Here is a 20,284-nt window from a genome sequence, read left to right as displayed (position 1 = left end):
GACGCTCCAGGCGGGCCGAGCTCGACGTGGTCGAGACCGCGGGCGACCTCGAGGCTCCGGATGCCGGGGCCGACGCCGACGACACGTCGGGCGCCCCAACGGTGCAGCCCGACGCGAAGTCCGCCCCCGAGAACCGGGAGACCGAGGGTCCGTTCGATTCCGACGAGGCGAACCCCGCCCGGCCCTACGTCGACCTGGGCGGTGTGAAGATCCTCCCCCGGGAGGGCCTGCAGCTGCGCCTGGAGGTCGAGGAGGGCACGCAGCGCGTGGTCGCCGTGGGCCTCGACTTCGCCGGTTCCACCCTGCAGGTGCAGGCTTTCGCCGCACCCCGCTCGACGGGGCTCTGGCACGACATCCGGGCGCAGATCCGCGACCAGATCACCGGCCAGGGCGGCTCGCTCGTGGAGCAGGAGGGCGTTTTCGGCCCCGAACTCATCGCCGAGGTTCCCGCCGTCGGCCCCGACGGCGCTCCCGTGATGCGCCTTGCGCGCTTCGTGGGCGTCGACGGGCCGCGCTGGTTCCTCCGCGGCGTGATCGCGGGCGAGGCGATGCAGAACGAGGCCTCCCGTGCCGCGATCGAAGAGCTCTTCCGCAGCGTCGTCGTCGTGCGGGGCGGTTCGCCGATGCCGCCGCGCGACCTGATCCCGCTCACCATCCCCAAGTCGAGTGCGGCGGTCTGAGCCGAGCGATGAGCGCACACCGATGACCGGCACGCCCGCGCCACCCGGCGCTCCCGAACCACGCCAGCCCTCCTTCTCCGAGGCGTTCAGCGCCGCTGCCCGGCGCTCGGGCATCGGTCAGGTGGCACCAGGGGAGACGCCGACGGCGCAGTCGCTGGTGCGGGCGATCGGCGGGGTGCGGGGCCTTGTCGAGTCGATTCTGCCCGGGCTCGCCTTCCTGGTGATCTACACGGTCACGAAAGACCTCACGCCGAGCGTGCTCGCGCCGCTCGTCGTCTCTGCGGTCTTCATCGTCGTGCGACTCGTCACGCGAAGCCCCGTGATGCCCGCGATCGCCGGGCTGATCGGCGTGGCCATCTCGGCGGCGCTGGCACTGTTCACCGGCCGGGCCGAAGACAACTTCCTGCCGGGGCTCATCATCAATGCCGTCTCGATCGTCGTGCTGCTGGTCTCGATCGCGCTGCGTTGGCCGCTCATCGGCCTGATCGTGGGGGCCCTCACCGGTGACCTCACGGGCTGGAAGGCCGATCCGGCGAAGTACCGCGTCGTGCTCATCGCATCGTGGTGCTGGGTCGGTCTCTTCGCGCTGCGGCTCGGTGTCGAAGGCCCGCTCTACCTTGCGGGCCAGGCCGAAGCTCTCGCCTCGGTGAAGCTGCTGCTCGGGGTTCCGCTGTATGCGGCGATGCTCTGGGTGACCTGGTTGCTGGTTCGCGCCGCGTTCGGGCACCAGAAGCCCGGCGCCGCGGTTCCCGACGCCGATTCCGACAGCCACTAGCCGGAGGGAGCCGGGATGACCGCAGAGCAGACACGCGTCGAACCCGGCCTGTCGCGGGCCGATGTGGCCGAGCGGGTCGCCGCCGGGCAGGTCAACATCACCCGCACGCCGACCTCCCGCCCGGTCTCGAGCATCCTGGCCGAGAACGTCTTCACGTTCTTCAACGGAATCCTCACGGTCTGCTTCATCGCGGTCTGCCTGCTGGGCGACCTGCGCGACGGCTTCTTCTTCGGGGTCGTCGTCTTCAACGCCCTCATCGGCATCGTGCAGGAGCTCCGCGCCAAGCGGGCGCTCGACAGGCTGGCGCTGCTGGCCTCGCCCGAGACGGCGGTTCGCCGCGAGGGCGAGCTGCAGGTCATCCCGCCCGACGAAGTGGTGCTCGGCGACCTGGTGATCGTGCGCCCGGGCGACCAGATCACCGCAGACAGCGTCGTCGAGGTGACCAGCGCCCTGTTCCTCGACGAGTCGATGCTGACAGGTGAGTCCGAACCGATCCTCAAGCAACCGGGCGACCGATTGATGTCGGGGTCGCTGGTCTCGTCGGGTACGGCCGAGGCACGCGTCACCGCCGTCGGCGCCGACTCCTACGCGAGCAGGCTCACGGCCGAGATCAAGCGGCACAGCCTGGTGCACTCCGAGCTGCGGGCGGCGACGAACCGCATCCTCGTGTACCTGTCGTGGATCCTGGTGCCGCTCATCATCATCATTCTGTTCGGCCGGATCGCCGCCTACGGCGGGTTCGCGGCCCTCGCCGATCCGAACGACCAGAGCTACCGGCAGGCGCTCATCGACGCCGTCGCGAGCGTCGTCGGCATCATCCCCGAGGGCCTGGTGCTGCTGACGAGCCTCGCGTTCGGAGTGGCGGCCATCCAGCTCAGCCGGCAGCGCGTGCTCGTGCAGGAACTGGCTGCGGTCGAGGTGCTGGCGCGGGTCGACGTGCTCTGCCTCGACAAGACGGGAACCCTGACGACGGGGGCGATCGGGTTCCACGGGCTGCAGCAGCTGCCGGGGCGGAGCGACGATCTGCGAGAGGCGACCGAAGCCCTCGCGGCGATGTCGACAGACGACGCCGGCAATGCCACGTCACAGGCTCTCGCCAACCGGTTCGAACTCGGTGACCGGGTGGTGGGGGAGCGGCTCGCGTTCAGCTCGCTCCGCGGCTTCAGCGCTGTCAGCCTGTCGGGGCCGGATGGACGGTCCGTCACCTGGCTGCTGGGCGCCCCCGAGCGGCTGCTGGCCGGGCATCCCCTCTCCCTGGCCGAGGCGCACACCGTCGCGGCGAGCGGGCGCAGAACCCTGGCCCTCGCCCGGTCGGAGCGGGCCCCGTCGGAATTCGTCGACGCACCCGAACGGGTGGCCGAGGCGGAGCCGGCCTGCTTCGTCATTCTCGAGGAGACGCTGCGCCCGGAGGCGGCGGGCACCCTCGGCTACTTCGCCGACGAGGGCGTTCGCGTGATCATCCTCTCGGGCGACAACCCGCACACCGTCGGGTCGATCGCCCGCCAACTCGAGCTCGGCACGTCGGCCGTCGACGCGAGCACGCTCGACACCGACGAGCAGCTGACGGATGCCCTGGCCGCCGGCAGCGTCTTCGGGCGGGTGGCTCCCGAGCAGAAGCGCCGCATCGTGAAGGCCCTCCAGGCCGAGGGCAGAACCGTCGCGATGACCGGCGACGGCGTGAACGACGCGATGGCGATCAAAGACAGCGACCTCGGCATCGCCATGGGCAATGCCACACCCGCCACGCGTGCGGTGTCGCGGCTCGTGCTGCTCGATTCGAGGTTCGACCGGCTGCCCGAGGTGCTGATGCTCGGGCGCCGGGTGATCGCGAACGTGGAACGGGTGTCGAACCTGTTCCTGTCGAAGACCGTCTACGGCATCGTGCTCGCGCTGGTGACGGCCGCGACGGCATGGGAGTTCCCCTTCCTGCCCCGGCAGCTGACGCTGGTGTCGACGCTGGCCATCGGTATTCCGTCGTTCTTCCTCGCGCTCGCGCCGAACCGGCGTCGGTACCGCTTTGGGGTGCTGCCGCGGGTGTTGAAGTTCTCGGTGCCGACCGGGTTGATCGCGGCATCCACCTGCCTCGTCGCGTACGCCCCGCTGCGGGCCGCCCTGCCGCAGTCCGAGGCGCGGAGCCTGACCACGATCGCGCTTTTCATGGTGTCGCTCTGGATCGTCTCCGTTCTCGCGCGGCCGCTGTCGCGGGCCCGCGTGGTGCTCGTGCTCTCGGTGAGCGCGGCCTTCGTGCTGGCCTTCGTCGTGCCGTTCACCCGCAGCTTCTTCATGCTCGACCTCACCGTTTCGCCGTGGCTGCTGTATGTGGTCGCGATCGGTGCGGTCGGGGCATCCGGAATCGAGGCCTACTACCGATTCGCGAAACGCAGGGGGCTGGTCGTCGACCGAGCCTGAACAAGTGCTAAAGTTATCTCGACGTCAAGATAGTTTGGTAAGGTCACCCTTCCTAGCCATGGGTATCGCAGACGATGAAGATTGACGTAGCGAGCGAAGGAGACGTACGTGTCTGAAGTAAACAGTTTCGGGTCGAAAGACACCCTCACCGTGGGAGACAAGGGGTACGAGGTCTATCGCCTCGACGCCGTTCCCGGGTTCGAGAAACTCCCGTTCAGCCTCAAGGTGCTGCTCGAGAACCTGCTCCGCACCGAAGACGGTGCGAACATCACGGCCGACCACATCCGGGCCCTCGGCTCGTGGCAGCCGACCGCCGAGCCCGACACCGAGATCCAGTTCACGCCCGCGCGCGTGGTGATGCAGGACTTCACCGGTGTGCCCTGCATCGTCGACCTCGCCACCATGCGCGAAGCCGTCGGCACCCTGGGCGGCGACCCCACCAAGATCAACCCGCTGGCGCCCGCAGAGCTGGTCATCGACCACTCGGTCATCGCCGACCTGTTCGGCAGCGAGAACGCCCTCGAGCGGAACGTCGACATCGAGTACGAGCGGAACGGCGAGCGCTACCAGTTCCTCCGCTGGGGCCAGACCGCGTTCGACGACTTCAAGGTCGTGCCGCCGGGAACAGGCATCGTGCACCAGGTGAACATCGAATACCTGGCCCGTGTCATCTTCACGCGCGAGGTGGGCGGGGTTCTCCGCGCCTACCCCGACACCTGTGTCGGCACCGACTCGCACACCACCATGGTCAACGGCCTGGGCGTGCTCGGCTGGGGCGTCGGCGGCATCGAGGCCGAGGCGGCCATGCTCGGCCAGCCCGTCTCCATGCTCATCCCGAAGGTTATCGGCTTCAAGCTGTCGGGCTCCATCCCGGCCGGCGTCACCGCGACCGACGTCGTGCTCACCATCACGCAGATGGTGCGAAAGCACGGCGTGGTCGGCAAGTTCGTCGAGTTCTACGGCGAGGGCGTCACCGAGGTGCCGCTCGCGAACCGCGCCACCATCGGCAACATGAGCCCCGAGTTCGGCTCGACCGCCGCCATGTTCCCGATCGACGACGTGACCCTCGACTACCTGCGCCTCACCGGCCGGAGCGAGGAGCAGGTCGCGCTGGTCGAGGCCTACGCCAAGCTGCAGCACCTCTGGCACGACCCGTCGGTCGAGCCCTCGTTCAGCGAGTACCTCGAACTCGACCTGTCGACGGTCGTTCCCTCGATCGCCGGCCCGAAGCGCCCGCAGGACCGCGTCGAGCTGAGCCAGGCCAAGTCGCAGTTCGAGCTCGACCTGACCGACTACGCCACGCAGGATGTGTCGCGCGTCGACGCCGAGCTCGAAGAGACCTTCCCGGCCTCCGACCCGCCCAGCTTCACGCCGCAAGACGAAGACCACGCCCACGAGGTCGCCCACAGCCACGTCTCGCACGCCCCCGGCAGTGTCTCGAAGCCGACCGCCGTGCACACCGCGGGTGGCGATTACACCCTCGACCACGGCGCCGTCGCCGTCGCGGCGATCACCTCGTGCACCAACACGTCGAACCCGTCGGTCATGCTCGCTGCGGGGCTTCTCGCTCGAAACGCCGTGAAGAAGGGCCTCACCTCGAAGCCGTGGGTGAAGACCACCCTGGCTCCCGGGTCGAAGGTCGTCACCGACTACTACGAGAAGGCCGGCCTCACGGGTGACCTCGAAGCCCTCGGCTTCTACACCGTCGGCTACGGCTGCACCGTCTGCATCGGCAACACGGGGCCGCTCATCGAAGAGGTGACCGACGCGATCAACAAGAACGACCTCGCCGTCACCGCGGTGCTCTCGGGCAACCGCAACTTCGAGGGTCGCATCAGCCCCGACGTGAAGATGAACTACCTGGCGTCGCCGCCCCTGGTCATCGCCTATGCCCTGGCTGGGTCGATGAACTTCGACTTCGAGATCGACCCGCTGGGCCAGGACCACGACGGCAACGACGTGTTCCTGAAGGACATCTGGCCCGACGCGGCCGAGGTGCAGGAGACGATCGACACCTCGATCAACACCGGCATGTTCACCCACGAGTACTCGAGTGTGTTCGACGGTGACGAGCGCTGGCGTTCGCTGCCCACCCCGACCGGCCCGACCTTCGAGTGGGACTCCGAGTCGACCTACGTGCGGAAGCCCCCGTACTTCGACGGCATGACGATCGAGACCACTCCGGTGTCGTCGATCTCGGATGCCCGGGTGCTCGCCAAGCTCGGCGACTCCGTGACGACCGACCACATCAGCCCGGCCGGCAACATCAAGGCCGACAGCCCTGCGGGCAAGTACCTCGATGCCCACGGAGTCGACCGCAAGGACTACAACTCCTACGGGTCGCGTCGCGGCAACCACGAGATCATGATCCGCGGCACGTTCGCGAACATCCGCCTGCGCAACCAGCTGCTCGACAACGTCGAGGGTGGCTACACCCGCGACTTCACGCAGCCGGATGCTCCGCAGTCGTTCATCTACGACGCGTCGCAGAACTACCAGGCCGCCGGCACTCCGCTGGTCATCCTGGGCGGCAAGGAGTACGGATCGGGTTCGTCGCGCGACTGGGCGGCGAAGGGAACCTCGCTGCTCGGCGTCAAGGCGGTCATCGTCGAGAGCTTCGAGCGCATCCACCGCTCGAACCTGATCGGCATGGGGGTGCTGCCGCTGCAGTTCCCCGCCGGTGAGAGCTGGGCCTCGCTCGGCCTCGACGGCACCGAGGTCATCAGCATCTCGGGCGTCGAAGAGCTGAACGAGGGTCGCACCCCGAAGACGCTGCACGTCACGGCCGTGCCGTCGGCCAACTCGCCCGAGGGCAAGCAGACGGTCGAGTTCGATGCCGTGCTGCGCATCGACACCCCCGGCGAGGCGGACTACTACCGCAACGGCGGCATCCTGCAGTACGTGCTGCGCTCGCTCGTGACGGCGGCGTAACACCCGCCGCGCTCTCGCGCACCAGAAGAACGCCGGCGGCCACCGCCTCCCCGGAGCGGTGGCCGTCGGCGTTCTCTCGTGTGAGCGGGGGCGTTGGGCGGTCTGGTCGCCGGTGGGCTGGCGCGGCTGGCTGGCGCGGCCGGCTGGCGCGGCTGGCTGCGGCCCACCGGCGGAGGCACGCAGCCGGCCTCGGGTCAGCCGCGGCGGGGGAGGCGCGGCGGTCGTCGGGTGCGTGAGCGCGCCGCGATGACGGCGCCGAGACCGAGCACCGCCAGCGCCCCCGCCCCGGGCAGCGCCAGAGCGGCCCCAGTGGCGACGGCAGTGCCGGTGGATGCGAGCTCGCGACCGGTGACCGCACGGCGGTGGGCGGCTGAAACCGTTCGGGCCACGTCGTTCGAGCTGCCCTCGGGCTTTGCGCTCGTGCCACCGCCCGGCTGCGGAACCGAACCACCGGCGCCGGCATCCCCGGCACCAGCATCCCCATCGCTGCCGCCACCGCCACCACCGCCGCCGTTTGGCGGAGCGGGCGGGTCGACCGGAGGCGTCGGCGGTGTCGTCGGCGGCAGCGGGGCCGGCTGCACCACGAACGCGTACGTGGCTGTCGCGTCGGGGTCGACGCCGTTCGTCGCGGTCACCGTGAGGGTGGCGGGCGCGACAGGCAGGGAGGTCGGCGTTCCCGAGAGCACTCCGGTGGTCGCCTCGAACTGCAGGCCGGCCGGCAGCGATCCGGCCAGGGCCAGGGTCGGGGCCGGGGTGCCGCTGGCCGCCACCGTGAAGCTGTAGGCCTCGCCGATGGTCGCGGGCGGTGGGGTTCCGCTCAGGATGGTCGGGCTCGTCAGTCGGCTGATCACCGACAGGCGGTCGCCGTCGACGTCGGCCACGATGGCTGTGCCGAGGGCGGGGTCGACGGCGATCTGCCGAGCATCCGGACCCACGGGAACAGAGGTGGCGACGGTCGCCGTCCCCTCGATCACCGACACGTTCTGGGAGGTGTTGTTGACGACGTAGGCAGTGTGGGTCGCCGGGTCGACAGCGATCGCCAGAGGATCGGCGTTGACGCCCACCGTGCGCACGACGGCGCCGCCCTCGATCTCGGTGACGTTCGTCGACAGCTGGTTCACCACATACGCGGTGTGCGTCGTCGGGTCGACGGCGACCGCGCGGGGATCGGCACCCACGGGTACCGTCGTCGTCATCGTGCTGGTGCCGTCGATGATCGAGACGTTCTGCGAGGTGTTGTTGACGACGTAGGCGGCGTGGGCCGCGCTGTCGACCGCGATGGCGATCGGATCGGCATTGACGCCCACCGTTCGCACCACGACGTCGCCGACGATCTCGGAGACGTTCGTCGACAACTGGTTCACCACATACGCGGTGTGCGTCGACGTATCGACGGCGACGGCCACGGGCTGGCTGCCGACCGCCACCGTCGTCGCGACGAAGGCCGCCGGCGACGGCTCGCGGATGATCGTGGCGCTGTTGCACGCGAGGTTGCCGGTGTACGCCACTCCGGTGACGTCGTCGACCGCGATCGACGTGGGCGCTGTGCCGACGCTCACGCGCCCGACGACGGAATCGCCACGGATCACCGTCACGTCGTTCGATCCGGCGTTCGCGACGAACGCTGTGTGCGTGGTGCTGTCGACCGCTATGGCCGCCGCGTCGGCGCCCACGCTGACGGTGCCGACGAGCGCGTCGTCCCGGAAGATCGAGGCCGTCGACCCGGCGCCGTCGACGGCGTAAACGGTGTGGTCGCCCGTGTCGAGCGCGAGCAGGGTGGGGTGGTGCACGGGAAGCGTGGAGGTCACCCGGTAGGCCGTCGAAGCGGCGTGCGCGGTGCCCGGCACCGACGCGGCGAGGAGGAGAACGGCGACCGCGACCGCGGCGGTAGCGGTGGTGGCGGCCGCAGCCGCAGCCGCCCTCGCCGGAGTGCGGCGGCGTCGTCGTCGGTCGGAGTGGTACGGCGGAAGCTGTCGGGGCATGAGGTGAATGATAGATGAGTTTCCGTCATGAGGTGTAGAAGCCCCACGTTTCGAGGCTCGGGGTGGATATTGCTGGTGAGAGCTGAGATAGTGTCACCACGCGGGGGGGATCGTGGACGAGAGTCCGAACCCGAAGGAACCTCCGTGAAGCCACTCGCCCGCCACACCCTCACCGTGCTGCTCACAGCGGCCCTCCTGGGCGCCGGCGTGTCGTCGAGCGGCGCTGCCCCGGTCGATGCCCCCGTTGCCGACCTGGGTACGTCGGCAAAGCCGGTGGCCGCCGTCGCAGACGCGGCCGGCGCCGTCTTCCTCCTGAACGAAGGTGACGCGACCATCTCGAAGCTCAGCGCCGCCGGCGCCCTCACCCGGGTGTTCGCGCGCCTCACCCCCGCCTGCCGGCCGCAGGGTCTGGCCATCGATCCGAAAGGTGCACTCTTCGTCGCCTGCGGCGGCACCGACTCGGTGACCCGGGTCTCGCCATCCGGCGCCGTCATCGACTACTGGGCCTACGACGGTCGGGGTTCCCTGCCGCGGGGCATCACCGCCGACAGTGCCGGCAACGTCTTTGTCTCGAACTGGGGCACCTCGACGATCACGAAGATCGCGGCCGACGGCTCCGTCGTGCCCGTCTTCGCCCGGCTCGATCCCGCCGACCGCCCGCTCGGGCTGACCACCGACGCGGCGGGAAGCGTCTATGTGGCCGACACACAGACGAACCGGGTCACGAAGATCTCGGCCATCGGGGCGGTGCGCGAGGTGTTCGCGCAGCTCCCGACCGGCCCGGGTGCCCCCACCGGCCCCGTGGCCGTCGCGGTGGACCCGTGGGGCACCCTCTACACGGCGAACGGCAGCAGCAGCAGCGGCGGCGGCACAGGCGGCGGCGACAGCGGCGTCGGCAGCGTCTCCAGCTTCGCGCCAGACGGCTCGCTCCGCGAGGCGAGCGTGCCGTTGCCGCCCGGGGCGCACCGCCCGACCGGGTTCGCGATGGATCCGTACGGCGACCTCTTCGTCGGCGACGAGCTCTCGCACGCTCTCACAGCGATCGACGCCAGCGACGGTTCAGTGGTCTCCGTGGCCGGATTCGGCGGCACCGCAATCCTCCGGGCGGTCGCCCTCAGCGGAACCGGGGTCTACGCCGCCGACTACGTGTCAGGCGTCGTGCGGCGCGTCGAGCTGGCGCCGACACTCACCGCGCCGCCGAGCGATGCGACTCTCCGGCGGGGTGTGCCCGTGGCGCTGGATGTCGCGGCCACCGGCTTCGGCACGAGACTCGTCATCGCCGCCGGTGTGCTGCCGCCCGGTCTGACGCTCGACCCCGCACGCGGCCGCCTCGGCGGTACCCCCACCACGGCGGGCACCTACCCGATCGACATCGTCGCAGCGAACCACTGGGGCGCGACCGCGCCCCGGCACGTCGTGCTGATGGTCGTGCGGTAGGAGATGACTTATGCTCAGTACATGAAGGATGGCCTGAAGTTCTGGAACGGCTACCGCGCCGACGGCCTGGACTTCGTCCGTTCGCACGTGGAGGAGCTCACGCGTCTCGCTCTGCGCCCCGAGACCCGACTCCCGTTCGCCGTCGAGGGGATGCGCGCGCTCGGCCCGATCACCCTGCCGTTCTACGGGGAGAGCCTCAGCCTGCTCGCGCCCCGCGAGCTCGAGGTGCTCGCGGGTGAGGCGGTCACGCTTCTGCGACGTACGGAGAGAGGTTCACGGGGCGCGGCGGCCGCCGTGATCGCCCACGCTTCCCTCCAGGTGCCGTCTGTGCTCACCCCCCACCTCCCGGAGCTGTTCCAGCTCCTGCCGAATGAGGCGGCGTACTACGGGGAATGGCCCTGGCGCGGAGCGGATTCGAGCGAAGTGGCGCGCCTCGGCACCGTGGCCCGGAAGGCGGAGGAACCACCGTGGCACCTCTGCGGGTTCCTCGTCGGGGCCCGAAGCGACGAAGCCCTCGCTCTGGCCCAGCGCCTCTTCGCGCCCATCGACAGCCCCAGGCTCGATCGGGTGCTGCGTCAGGTCGGCCGGGAGCTCGTCGATCACCGTATACGGCCGCTCACCTCAGAGGCCGTCTTCCACGTCGTCTTCGACGATGACTACCTGCGCGTCGACTACTCCGACCCCGAGCACGTGTGGACGCATCCGACCCTGCTGGCCGAGGGCCTGCCCGCCGAACGTTCGCCCTTCGGCGGAGTGCTGGCGGAGCGATGCGGTCGGTGCGCGACGCCGCTTGCCCGCCTACTGGAGTTGTCGGCGATCCTTCCCGAACTCGGCGTGCATTCTCGGTCGCAGGTGCAGTTCGCGACCTGCCTCTGGTGCCAGGGCTCCGCCGAAGCGCCGTTGTACTTCTCCCACGACGAATCAGGCACCCCGGCGTCGCTGCCGGAGGTGAGGGTGTCGCAGCCCTCGACGAGGCACCTCCGTCTCAACGAGACGGTCGCCCGGGTCCAGCGCACCCGACAACGCTGGCGTTTTCAGGACTGGGGGCTCTCGACCCATCGCCAGAACCTGCATCGGGTGGGCGGCGAACCGACCTTCATCGGGCAGTATGTCTATCCACGCTGCCCCCGGTGTTCCGGGCGCATGCCCTTCCTGCTGCAGTTCGATTCGTGGCTGCCTCTCGAAGGCGACGCATTCCTGCACTGGGGAGGTGAAGGCCTGGCGTACCTCTTCTGGTGCGATCCGTGTGCGACGAGCGCCACCTTCGTCGAGAGCCCCTAGTCACGCGTCGGCGTCAACCGTGGGCCAGCCTTCAAGTGTTCTCATGAACCACTTATAGACTCGTCAGACGCCCGCTTCGGGCGACGAGAACTCGAAAGGTGGCACGAAGTGACCCTTCTCGAACAGATCCATGGTCCGCGAGACCTCGACCGCCTGACCCCCGACGAGCTCGTGCAGCTCGCCGGGGAGGTTCGCGCGTTCCTCATCGCCGAGGTGTCGAAGACCGGCGGCCACCTGGGGCCGAACCTCGGCGTGGTCGAACTGACGATCGCCATCCACCGGGTGTTCGAGTCCCCGAGCGACGCGATCGTGTTCGACACCGGCCACCAGTCCTATGTGCACAAGCTCCTGACCGGCCGCCAGGACTTCAGCCGCCTGCGCGAGAGCGACGGCCTCGCTGGGTACCCGCAGCGCTCCGAGAGCCCGCACGACGTGGTCGAGAGCTCGCACGCCTCGAGCTCGCTGAGCTGGGCCGACGGCATCTCCCGCGCGTTCGTCATGACCGGCCAGGCCGACCGCCACGTGGTCGCCGTCGTCGGCGACGGTGCCTTGACCGGCGGCATGACGTGGGAGGCGCTGAACAACATCAGCGACGACAACGACCGCAACCTGATCATCGTGGTGAACGACAACGGTCGCAGCTACGCTCCCACGATCGGTGGCATGGCCCGCTACCTCAACACGGTGCGCACCAAGGCCGGCTACCAAGACCTGCACCACTCGAGCGAGCGGCTGTTCGGCCACTTCGGTGCAGCGGGCCGCGCCCTCTACCGCGGGGCGCGCGGTGGCATGCACGGCTTCCTCTCACGCCTCACGAACAACGAGTCGCTCTACTCGAACCTCGAGATCAAGTACCTCGGCCCGATCGACGGCCACGATCTCGCTGCCATGGAGGAGACCCTCCGCCAGGCCAAGGAGTACCACGGTCCGGTCATCGTGCACGCGATCACGGAGAAGGGCCGCGGCTACCAGCCGGCCCGCAACGACGAGGCCGACCAGTTCCACGCCGTCGGCCAGATCGATCCTGAGACCGGTGAGCCCATCGGCGGCCCGTCGAGCGGACCGTCGTGGACGAGCGTGTTCTCCGACGAGATCGCGAAGCTCGCGGCATCCAACGACCGCATCGTGGGCATCACGGCTGCCATGCTGCGCCCCACGGGCCTCCACACGATGGCAGAGCGCTTCCCGAAACGGGTTCTGGATGTCGGCATCGCCGAACAGCACGCCGTGACGAGTGCTGCGGGGCTGGCGTTCGGCGGGTTGCATCCCGTGGTCGCGCTCTACGCCACCTTCATCAACCGGGCCTTCGACCAGGTGCTGATGGATGTCGGGCTGCACAAGGCAGGCGTCACCTTCGTGCTCGACCGAGCCGGCGTGACCGGCCCCGACGGCCCGAGCCACCACGGCATGTGGGATCTCGCCATTCTGCAGGTCGTACCGAACATCCGGCTGAGCGCACCGCGCGACGCCGAGCGGCTGCGCGAGGAACTCGCCGAGGCGATCGCCGTGGACGACGCTCCCACCGTGGTGCGCTTCCCCAAGGGCCCCGCCGGCTCGACGATCGACGCCGTCGAGCGCCTCGACGATGGGGTGGATGTTCTGCGCCACGCTCCGCAGAAAGACGTTCTGATCGTCACCGTTGGCCCGTTCGCGTCGATGGGGCTGCAGGTCGCCGACCGGCTGGCGGCGCAGGGGATCGGCGCGACCGTCGTCGACCCGCGCTGGGTGGTGCCTGTCGCGAAAAGCCTCATCGGGCTCGCCGCCGAGCACCGCCTCGTCGTCACGATCGAAGACGGGGTGCGCGTCGGCGGCGTGGGCACACGCATCCGCCAGGACCTCCGGGCAGCGGGCGTCGACACGGCGCTGACCGAGCTCGGCCTCCCCGACGAGTTCCTCGACCACGCGTCGCGCGGCGAGATCCTCGAGCGGGTCGGCCTCACTCCCCAGCACATCGCCCGCGACATCGTGGCGCAGGTCATCGGCAGCAAGATCCCGTACGCCCGCCCCCTGCCGTCTGACGCAGACCCGTCCCGCCAGCTCGACGCCCGCTAGCCGCACGCGCAACCCGGCGCGCGAGACCGTCACCTGCGGGCGAGACCGACCGGTGGATGTGTCGGTCTCGCCCGCAACTGTCCGTCTCGCAGGCGTGGCGAGTGGGTGCGTGCGCCGAGGCGCGGGGCAGCGGTTACGCCACCCCTGCGATCCGCGGGTGGTGGAACGTGTCACCGAACACGCGCTCGGAGGCGCCCACGCGGTCGAGGTACGGCGTCACGCCGCCCATCTGGAACGGCCAGCCCGCCCCGAGGATCATGCAGAGGTCGATGTCCTCCGCGGCGTGCACCACGTCGTCGTCGAGCATGCGGTGGATCTCGTCGGCCAGGCCGTCTTCGACCCGGCGCAGCAGCTCGTCGCCCGTCATCGGTGTCGTTCCACCGGAGACGATCTTGACCGCCGTCTTGTCGAAGCCCTTGATCTTCCCCTTGCCGTCGCGCTCGAAGATCTTGCCGTGCTCCGCCAGCCGGTGCAGGTTCTCGCTCTCGAAGAACCGGTCGGGGAACGCCGCGTGGTGCGTGTCGAGCACGTGCGCGCCCACCTTGAGACCGACCAGTTCGAGCAGTTCGAACGATGACATCGGCAGCCCGAACGGGTCGAGGGCGGTGTTGACGACCTCGAACGGCGTGCCGGTGTCGACCGCGTGCATCGCTTCGCCGAGCAGCTTCGCCAGGATGCGGTTCACGACGAACCCGGGGGTGTCCCGTGTGATCACCGCGTTCTTCCGCAGCGCGGCGGCCGTCACCATCGCGGTCGACAGTGTCGCCTCGTCGGTCAGCGGGGTGTTCACCACCTCCACCAGCGGCATCACGGCGACGGGGTTGAAGAAGTGGAAGCCCACGACGCGCTCCGGATGCGCCAGTTTCGACGAGATGGCCTCGACAGAGAGCGACGAGGTGTTCGTCGCCAGCACCGCCGTGTCGGAGATGTACTGTTCGATGTCGGCGAAGACATCCTGCTTCACACCGAGCTCCTCGAAGACCGCCTCGATGACCCAGTCGGCATCGGCGAAGTCGGCCTTGTCGGTCGTGCCCGAGATGAGCGCGTTGAGGCGGTTCGACTCGTCGGGGGAGATGCGGCCGTTCGAGAGCAGGGTGGCGATCTCGCCGCGGATGTAGTCGAGGCCCTTGTCGACGCGCGCCTGGTCGAGGTCGGTGATGATCACCGGAACCCGGAGCCGACGCACGAAGAGCAGCGCGAACTGGGAGGCCATCAGGCCGGCGCCGATGACGCCCACCTTCGTGACCTTCTTCGCCAGCGCCTTGTCAGGGGCCCCCGCGGGCCGTTTGGCGCGCTTCTGCACGAGGTTGAACGCGTAGATGCTCGCCCGGAACTGATCCCCGGCCACAAGGTCGGCGAGCGCCTCGTCTTCGCGCTCGAAGCCCTCCTCTGCCGTGCCCGACTTCGCTGCCTTCAGCAGGTCGAGCGCGACGTACGGCGACCGGGCGACCGTGCCGATACGGCCCTCGAGCATCTTGCGGGCGATGCCGATGGCCGCGTCCCACTTCACGAGACGCTCGACCTTGCCCGGCTCGTTGGCCCGCTTGACCGTGATGCGCCCGGTGAGCACACCGTCGGCCCAGTTCAGCGAGTCTTCGAGAAAGTTGGCCGAACCGAAGATGGCGTCGGCCATCCCGAGATCGAAGACGTCTTGACCCTTCAGGGTGCGGTTGTTCTTCAGCGGGTTCTCGACGACGACCTTGAGGGCGTTCTCGATGCCGATGAGGTTCGGCAGCAGGTAGGCACCGCCCCAGCCCGGGATGATCCCGAGGAACACCTCGGGAAGAGCCGCAGCCGCGATGCCGGAGTCGACCGTGCGGTAGTCGCCGTTCAGTCCGATCTCCACACCGCCGCCGAGCGCCAGCCCGTTGATGAAGGTGAAGGAGGGAACACCGACCGTGCCGAGCTTCGAGAGCTGGTAGTGGCCGAGCTGCGCCATCTTCTTCGCGAGGTCGCGCGACGAGACACCCCCGACCTTGCTGAGGTCCGCGCCCGCAGCGAGGATGAACGGCTTGCCGGTGACGGCGACCGCGTGGATCTCGCCCGCCGCCGCACGGGCGGCCAGAGCATCCAGAGCCGTACCGTATTCGAGCAGGGTGACCGGGCCGAGCGTTGAGGGGCGCGTGTGGTCGCGGCCGTTGTCGAGCGTCAGCAGAGCGAGGGTCTTGCCGCTCGCGAGCGGGATGTCGCGCACGTACGAGTGCGTGACGACCTCGTCGGCCGAGAACTCGAGCAGGTCGGTGAAATCGATGTCAGCGTAGTTCGTCATGGTTGTGGGTGAGGCCGCCTCAGCGCGACTTCTTCGCCTTCCGGTCGTAGTTCGGGTTCTCCCAGATGACAGTGCCGCCCTGGCCGAGGCCGACGCACATCGCCGTGAGGCCGTAGCGCACCTCGGGGTGCTCGGCGAACTGGCGGGCGAGCTGGTTCATGAGGCGAACGCCCGACGAGGCGAGCGGGTGGCCGAGCGCGATGGCGCCGCCGTACTCGTTGACGCGGGGGTCGTCGTCGTCGATGCCGAAGTGGTCGAGAAAGGAGAGCACCTGTACGGCGAAGGCCTCGTTCAGTTCGAACAGGCCGATGTCGGTGATCGAGAGGCCGGCCTTCTTCAGGGCCTTCTCCGTCGACGGAACAGGGCCGATACCCATGATCTCGGGCTCGACGCCGGCGAAGGCGAAGCTGACCATGCGCATCTTGGCGGTCAGGCCGAGCTCCTTCGCCACGGCACCGCTGGCGAGCAGGCTCGCCGTTGCACCATCGTTGAGCCCCGACGAGTTGCCCGCGGTGACGCGGCCATGCGGCCGGAACGGCGTGCGCAGGTTCGCCAGGCCCTCCATGGTGGTCTCGGGGCGAGGCGCCTCGTCGCGCGTCGCGAGCCCCCAGCCGGCCTCGCTCTTGATGGCGACCGGGATGAGGTCGGGCTGGATCTTGTTGGCGGCGTAGGCCGCGGCGACCTTCTGCTGGCTGCGCAGCGCATACCGGTCGGAACGCTCCTTGGTGAGCGCGGGGAACCGGTCGTGGATGCGCTCGGCCGTCGAACCCATGTTGAGGGCCTCCGCGCCGACGATCTTCTCCGACAGGAAGCGCGGGTTGGGGTCGGCGTCGAAGCCCATCGGGTGCCGGCCCATGTGCTCCACGCCGCCGGCGATGACGATGTCGTAGGCACCGAAGCCGATGCCGCTCCCGAGGGTGGTGACCGAGGTCATCGCTCCGGCGCACATGCGGTCGATCGCGAAACCGGGAACCGACTTGGGCAGGCCGGCGAGCAGCGCGGCCGTGCGGCCGAGCGTCAGGCCCTGGTCACCCTGCTGGGTCGTCGCGGCGACCGCGACCTCGTCGATGCGGTCGTGCGGAACGTTCGGATTGCGCTCGAGCAGGCCCAGGATGGCCTTGACCACGAGGTCGTCGGCTCGGGTGTTCCAGTACATTCCTTTTTCGCCCGCGCGCCCGAACGGGGTGCGGACTCCATCGACGAAGACGACTTCAGATATTTCGGCCACTATGCCTCATGCCTCCTGGTTTCGGGTACGGCACCAATCTAGGCAGCCCCGGGAGACGCCCGAAATCGGTTGTTGCTTCCTACGATTCGCCTTCCGGCCCGTCGAGCGGGGTTTGGAGGGCCTCTACAAAGGCTTGGGCGATCGGCTGTGCAGTCAGCCCAACCTGCCACGGGCGCGCGCCCGCCTTCGCCAGCGCCTCTGCGACGGTTTCGGCCGTGACCGGCGTGGGCGGCGTCCAGGCGGCCCGTCGCAGCAGCTCCGGCGTCAGCAGGTTCTCGAGCGGGATGCTCTGCTCTTCGCTGAGCGCAAGGAGTGCCTGCCGCGCGAGCTTCAGCCGGGCATCCGCCTCGGGGTTCCTGTCGGACCAGCTGCGCGGGGGAGGGAGCGTGTCGCCCGCCCGTGTCACCTGCGGTGGCTCCGTCGATGCCCGGCCCGCTTCGAGGGCTGCCCACCAGCGGTCGAGTTCCGACCGGGAGGCCCGGCCCGTGAACTCCCGCATCGAGGCGAGGTCGCGCTTCGTGGCCGGCATCGCGCGCGCTGCGGCGGTGAGGGAGAGGTCGGGGACGAGCCTGCCGGGCGCGGTGTCGGTCTCGCGGGCGAGAGCATCCCGCGCCAGCCAGAGCTCGCGCGCCGCCGAGAGGTTCTTCGCTCCGCGGAGCGAGTGCACCCCCGACAGCCGGCGCCACGGCTCGGCGAGCGCCGGCTTCGTCTCTTTGTCGAGCGTCGCCTGGAACTCCTGGCGCGCGATCTCCGTCTTGCCCTGCTCGTCGAGCATGCCGACCATGACGTCGCGCACATCGATCAGCAGTTCGACGTCGAGGGCGGCGTACTCGAGCCAGGCCGCGGGAAGCGGCCGGGTCGACCAGTCGGCCGCGGAGTGCTCCTTGGCGAGGTGGATGCCGAGGAGCTCCTCGACGACGGTTCCGAGCCCGACGCGGGCGAGCCCGAGGAGGCGCGCGGCGAGTTCGGTGTCGAAGATCTTCGTGGGTGCCAGCGACACTTCGCGGAGACAGGCGAGATCCTGGCTGGCGGCGTGCAGCACCCATTCCTCGTCGGCGATCACGGCCGAGAGTTCGGCGAAGGATCCGATGGGCGGCGGGTCGAAGAGGAAGGTGCCGGCTCCCCGGCGATACAGCTGGATGAGGTAGGCGCGCTGCGAATACTTGAATCCGGATGCCCGTTCCGCATCGATTGCGAGCGGCCCCTCGCCCGCGGCGATCAGCCGCACGGCCTCGAGGTACCCCTCGCGGGTGTCGATGACCTCGCGCGGCGGCGCATTCCGCTCCGGCAGCGAGACGACGGGAGCAGCGCTGTCGGTGTGGCCCGGCTCAGTCACGCGCCTGGCGCCTCGCCTGGAGAAGACTCACTCCCTCGGGCACCGGCGGCAACCCGGCGAGCATGCAGAGCAGCTCACCCCAGCCCTCCACGTGCGACTTCATCTGTTCGTCTCCCGGGGTCCATGAGGCTCGCAATTCGATCTGGGCACCGTCGCCCTGCTTTGCCAGCTCTCCGAAACCCGACGAGATGATCTTGGTTGCCGTACCCGAAGCATGTGAATAGTCTGCACCCTTCGTGTCGAGCGCATCAATCAGCCAGGACCACGTGACGTCTGCGAGGAACGGGTCGAGGCCGATCTCCGTCTCGAGCGGCGCCTGCACGAAGCACACCACCCGGAACGCTCCGCCCCAGGCCTCCGGCTCCTCCGGGTCGTAGAGCAGGATGAAGCGCCCCGTTCCGAGGTCGCTGTCGGTGCCGTGCCGGGCCGGGGTCACATCGGCAGACAGCGCGATCGAGTGCGGGGCCAGATTGCCGGGCGACGCGATCTCGCTCACCACGAGCTCCGGCCGGGTGGCTGCCTCTCGCAGCGAGCCGAGCGCCGCAGCGAAGACCGGCGGCAGTGCAGGGCTGAAGGGGAAATCGGACACGTCGCCAGACTATGGTTTCTTCGAGTGTCTGCTGGGAAGGCACGCCGTTCGGCTGAGTGGGGGCCGTGAGCTGTGAAAGGCTGGTTCGATGACGACCGCACGAGCCACCGCAGCTGCCTCCGAGCGCCGGCGCGTCCCGGCCTGGGCGGTCTCGGCCATTGCCGTGGGTTCGGTCGCGACGGTGGTCACGGCCGGTCTCGCCGTCGTCACCGCGAAGTTCTCGCGCTCGGTCGTCATCCCCACCGCTTCCGCCGAAGAGACGCTCCGCATCCACGGTGTCGACCTCGATGCCGGCACCGTGACCCTCGGCGTCTCCGCCGACTCCCTGGTGCCGGGCCGCTACAGTCTGTGGTTCGCCGACGGGGCCGGTCACGCGCGGGTCGGCGACATCCTGAGCGTGGGTGACGGCCGCGTCGTGCGCCGTCTCGAGCGCGTCGACAGCGGCCGGCTGCAGGATGCCCGGTGGGGCCGGCTCGGCAGCTGGTACTACCTCGATCCGCGCGAACTCGGGTTGCCCGTCGAAGACGTCACCGTCGAGACCGAGCTCGGCGCGGCTCCGGCGTGGCTCGTGCGGGCCGACCCCGCGAATCCGCAGAGCGCCGGCGACCGCTGGGTGATCGCCGTGCACGGCCGCGGAGTGCGGCGGCCGGAGACGATCCGGGCTCTGCCCCTGCTGCACGAGCTCGGGTTCAGCACGCTGCAGGTCTCGTACCGCAACGACGGCGAGGCCCCGCGCAGCTCCGACGGCCGCTACGCGCTCGGCGACACCGAGTGGCACGATGTCGATGCGGCCATCCGGTACGCGATCGAGCACGGTGCGAAGCGCATCGTGCTCTTCGGCTGGTCGATGGGTGGCGCGACTGTGCTGCAGGCCGCGACCCGCTCGGAGTACGCCGCGGTGATCGAAGCGGTCATCCTCGACTCACCGGTGGTCGCCTGGTGCGACACGATCGTCTTCCAGGGGCACCTGAACCACCTGCCCGAGCCCATCTCTCAGGCCGTGATGGCGACCATCGGCAACGCGGTCGGCAAGGTCGTGACCGGCCAGCAGGAGCCGATCGACTTCAAGCGGCTCGACTTCGTGGCCCGGGCATCCGAGATCTCGTTCCCGGTGCTGATCCTGCACAGCGACGACGACGGGTTCGTTCCCTCGACCGCTTCGCGGAAGCTGGCCGAGGCGCGCCCCGACATCGTGACGCTCGTTCCGTTCTCGATCGCGAAGCACGTGCGCCTGTGGAACTACGACCCCGTGCGCTACACGTCCGCCATCCGCGCCTGGCTGACCCTCCACGCCCTCTGACCCCCCTCTGCCCCC

13 protein-coding genes are annotated in these 20,284 nt (G+C 69.4%); 8 read left to right on the top strand and 5 right to left on the bottom strand.

Features of this window, described 5'->3' with window-relative positions:
• Positions 1–101 precede the first annotated feature (101 nt).
• From C5B96_RS06410 to acnA, 4 genes are all read left to right on the top strand, one after another.
• The gene (locus tag C5B96_RS06410; RefSeq protein WP_104244116.1) at positions 102–680 is read left to right on the top strand and encodes a DUF3710 domain-containing protein; all 579 of its coding nucleotides are present in this window, start codon (positions 102–104) and stop codon (positions 678–680) included.
• Between the two features lie 22 nt (positions 681–702).
• The gene (locus tag C5B96_RS06405; RefSeq protein ID WP_104244100.1) at positions 703–1,455 is read left to right on the top strand and encodes a DUF3159 domain-containing protein; all 753 of its coding nucleotides are present in this window, start codon (positions 703–705) and stop codon (positions 1,453–1,455) included.
• A 15-nt stretch (positions 1,456–1,470) separates the two neighbouring features.
• Positions 1,471–3,864, top strand: a complete 2,394-nt coding sequence (locus C5B96_RS06400) for an HAD-IC family P-type ATPase (RefSeq protein WP_104244098.1) — start codon at positions 1,471–1,473, stop codon at positions 3,862–3,864.
• Positions 3,865–3,972: 108 nt separating this feature from the next.
• Positions 3,973–6,795 carry an aconitate hydratase AcnA gene (gene acnA / locus C5B96_RS06395; protein ID WP_104244096.1) on the top strand — a complete coding sequence of 941 codons (2,823 nt, stop codon included), beginning with the start codon at positions 3,973–3,975 and terminating at the stop codon, positions 6,793–6,795.
• A 194-nt stretch (positions 6,796–6,989) separates the two neighbouring features.
• On the opposite strand, the gene C5B96_RS06390 is transcribed toward acnA, so the two are convergent.
• Positions 6,990–8,777 (bottom strand): putative Ig domain-containing protein, encoded by a 1,788-nt coding sequence (locus tag C5B96_RS06390; RefSeq protein WP_104244094.1) that lies wholly within the window; start codon positions 8,775–8,777, stop codon positions 6,990–6,992.
• 144 nt (positions 8,778–8,921) lie between these two features.
• Between C5B96_RS06390 and C5B96_RS06385 the strand changes: the two genes are divergently transcribed.
• From C5B96_RS06385 to dxs, 3 genes are all read left to right on the top strand, one after another.
• A complete protein-coding gene (locus tag C5B96_RS06385; protein WP_158507131.1) occupies positions 8,922–10,214 on the top strand; it encodes a putative Ig domain-containing protein in 1,293 nt (430 codons plus the stop codon).
• A 21-nt stretch (positions 10,215–10,235) separates the two neighbouring features.
• Positions 10,236–11,495, top strand: coding sequence for a hypothetical protein (locus C5B96_RS06380; protein WP_104244089.1), 1,260 nt, complete (start codon positions 10,236–10,238; stop codon positions 11,493–11,495).
• Between the two features lie 108 nt (positions 11,496–11,603).
• On the top strand, positions 11,604–13,547 hold the full coding sequence (gene dxs, locus C5B96_RS06375; RefSeq protein ID WP_104244087.1) for a 1-deoxy-D-xylulose-5-phosphate synthase: 1,944 nt from the start codon (positions 11,604–11,606) through the stop codon (positions 13,545–13,547).
• A 133-nt stretch (positions 13,548–13,680) separates the two neighbouring features.
• On the opposite strand, the gene C5B96_RS06370 is transcribed toward dxs, so the two are convergent.
• The 4 genes from C5B96_RS06370 to C5B96_RS06355 form a co-directional block, all read right to left on the bottom strand.
• Positions 13,681–15,816, bottom strand: a complete 2,136-nt coding sequence (locus C5B96_RS06370; RefSeq protein WP_104244085.1) for a 3-hydroxyacyl-CoA dehydrogenase NAD-binding domain-containing protein — start codon at positions 15,814–15,816, stop codon at positions 13,681–13,683.
• A gap of 19 nt (positions 15,817–15,835) precedes the next feature.
• A complete protein-coding gene (locus C5B96_RS06365) occupies positions 15,836–17,044 on the bottom strand; it encodes a thiolase family protein (RefSeq protein ID WP_104244083.1) in 1,209 nt (402 codons plus the stop codon).
• Between the two features lie 79 nt (positions 17,045–17,123).
• Positions 17,124–18,335, bottom strand: a complete 1,212-nt coding sequence (locus tag C5B96_RS06360; RefSeq protein WP_104244114.1) for an HRDC domain-containing protein — start codon at positions 18,333–18,335, stop codon at positions 17,124–17,126.
• Positions 18,336–18,372: 37 nt separating this feature from the next.
• On the bottom strand, positions 18,373–18,969 hold the full coding sequence (locus C5B96_RS06355; RefSeq protein ID WP_104244081.1) for a DUF3000 domain-containing protein: 597 nt from the start codon (positions 18,967–18,969) through the stop codon (positions 18,373–18,375).
• Between the two features lie 88 nt (positions 18,970–19,057).
• Between C5B96_RS06355 and C5B96_RS06350 the strand changes: the two genes are divergently transcribed.
• Positions 19,058–20,269 (top strand): alpha/beta hydrolase, encoded by a 1,212-nt coding sequence (locus C5B96_RS06350; RefSeq protein ID WP_104244079.1) that lies wholly within the window; start codon positions 19,058–19,060, stop codon positions 20,267–20,269.
• The last annotated feature ends 15 nt before the right edge of the window (positions 20,270–20,284 follow it).

Origin of the sequence: Subtercola sp. Z020 (assembly GCF_002931235.1) — a bacterium.
GTDB lineage: Bacteria > Actinomycetota > Actinomycetes > Actinomycetales > Microbacteriaceae > Subtercola.
Note: the sequence above shows the minus strand (reverse complement) of the source record. Positions and strands in the feature narration are given on the sequence as shown.